This is a genomic window from Aquimarina sp. (genome assembly GCF_977115655.1).
Genome location: NZ_CDSBKO010000131.1, coordinates 1 through 3881, shown reverse-complemented (window position 1 = coordinate 3881; position 3881 = coordinate 1). Strand labels below are relative to the sequence as shown.

The following is a 3881-nucleotide window of genomic DNA, read 5'->3' as shown; positions in this document are numbered from 1 at the left end:
TACCATCATTATCACGACACGTAGGCTCTGTCATGGTAGCTGTTACTATCAACTCCGGGTATATAGTAATACTTGCTGTATCTGTACACCCATTAACATCCCTTACCGTTAGCGTATGACTATTTGCACTAACATTGGTAATATTGTAAGTAAATGTATATTCATTTGGATTTCCTGTAGGTGTACCATCTACAAAAACAGGAGCATCAGGAGTACCCGTGTCTCCATCATCAATACCAAATTGTAATTGACTTTGACCTGTAGCAATAACAGTTAATGGATACATACTGTCATTAACACAAGGATCTACTACAAAAGCAGGTACACTAGTAAAAGTAGGATCTGGAATCACCGTTGCCGTTAAAGGGAATGGTCCCAATATGCAATTATTAGCATCAGTAACATATAAATCCCAATTAAGATTTATGGTTTGATCCAATATCACTACATTACTTGTAGAATATATACCTGGATTAGGGTTACCACTCTCGACTACCAAGAATCCGTAAGGTCCTGTACCACCTGTAACAGATACAATACCTTGTGAACTGGCATTACAATGACCATCAATAATTGTTGTTGTGTTATATGCAAATGGTGTAGCAGATTCTAAAATAGTAAATTCTGCAGCTGTGTTACATGCATCAGCCACTGTTATGTCTGTTTCTTCTACTCTAATTAAGTATGTACCTGGTCCAAAAGCAGATACATTACCTGTAGCAGTTCCTCCTGCTGCAACTGTTTGTGGATTACCTGCACTATAAATTATACCCACAGTTAGCGGATTAACTAAATCATTTGATCTATATATACTATAAGTAAGCTCTGTTCCTTGATAATTTGTAATCGTATAATCGATAGATCCATCTGTAGAACCTACACAAGTTACAGGGTTTTCTACTAATGCAATATTAATAGTAGATGGATTTGGTGGTGGTGCTAGTGTACGAATATCTGTACAATTTGTAGCAGTGTCAAGAACTTCAAATGTAAATGGTGTATCAAATGGTAAATTTGTAAACACGTGTGTTGTAGGTCCTGGAACTAAATTAACATAAGGTTCTGTTCCTCCCGGAGTATATTCTCGAATTTGAAAAGGACCTGTACCACCGGTAACATTTATTGTTGCAGTAACACCTCCTGAGCAAACACCTGATACAGAAGAAGTAATATTAAAAATAGGAGTCGTTGAAATAGAACCTGTAAAATCGTAATTACAATTATTGGCATCTATTACTCTTAAAGTATAATTTCCAAAACTCAACCCTGCAAAAGATACATTTGCTCCAGCTACTACTCCAGCAACCGGGTTAGTAGATCCCGTAGTTGCTAAACTAAGGTCTGCTGAATTTAAAAGACTTAAGGAATATGGTGGAACACCTCCTGTAATTCCGTTAAAGTCTATTTGGCCGAGTGTTATTCCTGCACCATTACAAACAATATCTGTAACAACAGTATTATCAACAATTACTGGTGGAGCGCTTAAAGTAACAGAAAAAGTATCTGTACAACCTTTAGCATCTCTTACCGTATAATTATAGGTGCCCTCTATTAAACCTCCATAAGTTGTTTGGTTACTAAATCCTAATCCATTAAAATCTACTTCATAAGGGCCTGTTCCAACTGTTGTATCTATATTAATTACAACAGCTCCGTCAGAATCTCCATTACATGTAGGGTTTGTAATAGTTGGAGCATTTACAACAGGATTTGGAGCAGGATTTACAGTAATTATTGCAGAGTCTGCTGTACAAGCAGGGCTTGCAGAGTCAATTACTCTAAATTGGTATGTTCCTGCTGTATTTGTAGTAAATGGTATTGCTCCTAAATAAGGGTTAAATCCTCCACCATTAATATTTATTTCTAATGATGTTGCACCATTTCCTCCAGTGGTAACTACATTAATTTGGGCATCTGCTATACATGTTAAATCATTATCCAAAATCGCCGTAATAGCCAATTGGTCATTTACAGTAAAATTAATTATGTTAGATGGACACACGCTTGCTGTGTTAAGAACACTTATTGTATGCCCTCCCGGAGTAAGATTGGGAACCTCAAATGTGTTTGCTGGTGCTGGTGCGCCCAAAAAGGTAACCGCTACCGGTGCGCCCCCATCTAAACTATAAGTAAATGGACCAATAGGAGCAGCTACACCAGGAGTTATAGTAACCCATTGTGTCGCACGATTAATTGGATCATAGCATGGATCTCCTCCTGTTGCAAGTGCAATTACAGGTGCCAACTCTTCACCAACTATGGCTTGTACGCTTTCCTCACATGCAGCAGCTGTATTGCCATCTCTAACAAAAACAGTATAAGTCCCCGGTGCTAAACCAGTAAATGAGTTAACCCCTTGATATGCCGTAATAACAACAACTCCTGCTGCATCCCGTAACTCATATTGATAGCCTCCTCTACCTCCATTAGCAGTAACGGTAATCGTACCGTCATTAATACCACAACCCGCAGGAGTAGTGACAGGAGCATTTATAGTTAAATCTGCAGGATCTGTAATTATTACCTGCGTTGTAGCTGTACAAAGTGTAGTGTCATCTGTAACCACAATATCATAAGTACCTGCTCCAATACCTGGTATCGATACCGGAACAGCAGTAAGAGTATTTCCTGTAAGAGAACCTGCTATAGTTCCTCCGGTAACAACATAACTATAGCTAGTAGATGTTAAGTCAATACCGGTAACCGTAAAGGCAAATGAAGCATTTGTATTTGTATCACAAGTAGGCTCTGCTGTAATACTTCCAGAAACCCCAATAGCATCTATTGGATCAATAGTATAGTTTTCTGAATATATACATCCATCTGTAGTGGTTCGTGCCTCAAAAGTATATGTGCCCCCTGCCGGTAATGTATAGGTTGTTGTAGCACTGAAAACTGTTGCACTAGCTGCAGGTGCCGCTATCCTATATTCAAAACTGGTAGCACCATTCGTACCGGTAGCACTAACCGTAACATCTGAAGTAAGTGCAGGGCACTGTACCTGAGTCTGAGCAAAAGTAAGATCTGTAACTTCCTGAAGCGGGTCTATTATTAGTTGCCCTAAATTAACAGGGCAAGCTGCCGTATTTGTATCCCGAATGTATACTGTGTATGTACCATCTGTTAAACCGGTAAATACCCCTGTGGTATTGGTAAAATCAACCCCATCGATACTATATTCATAAGAACCATTACCATTTGACTCATTAGAAACTGTAATTGTGGCCAATTGTGGTGTGGAACTAGAACCTGAAGCATCACAACGATAATCCTGAGTTATAGCTATATCGGCCGTAATTGCAGGCGGGTCTGTAATTGTCTCATTTAAAGGGGCCAATAAAGGACAACTGTCCCCATCCGTAACCGTTATTACATGATTACCCGCAGTTACATTGTTAAATGTTGCTGTAGTGGCACCTGTCGGTCCAACTATTACTTGTCCGGGTGTTCCTTGATTTAAAGTATAAATAAATGGACCATCTCCTGCGGTTATGGATACTGTTATAGAACCGCCATCTCCTGCACAAAAAGGATTTACTGCTACCGTACTTGCTACAACTTGTACATAAGGTGTAATTACAATTGGAGAGGAAGTAGCTGTACAATTTTGTCCATCCGTTACTCTAATCTCGTAAGTCCCTCCTGTATTTATAGCAACCGGAGAAGTAACCCCTCCTAGAAAAACGGTATTTGTACCTGCATTCATTACATCAAAAACATACGGAGCTATTCCTGTACCTGGCGTAACAGAAAATGAAATATTAGCATCATTAGTACACGTTAAATCGTTATCTAATGCAGCTGTTATCAATAATTCTGGATTAATAGTAAAATTAATTATGTTAGATGGACACACGCTTGCTGTGTTAAGAACACTTATT

The 3881-nt window shown here is 38.8% G+C and carries 1 protein-coding gene; it reads right to left on the bottom strand.

Annotated elements, in window-relative coordinates:
- Positions 1 to 3881 (bottom strand): beta strand repeat-containing protein (locus ACZIYX_RS23700; RefSeq protein ID WP_462684740.1); only part of this gene is annotated, 3881 nt, incomplete at both ends.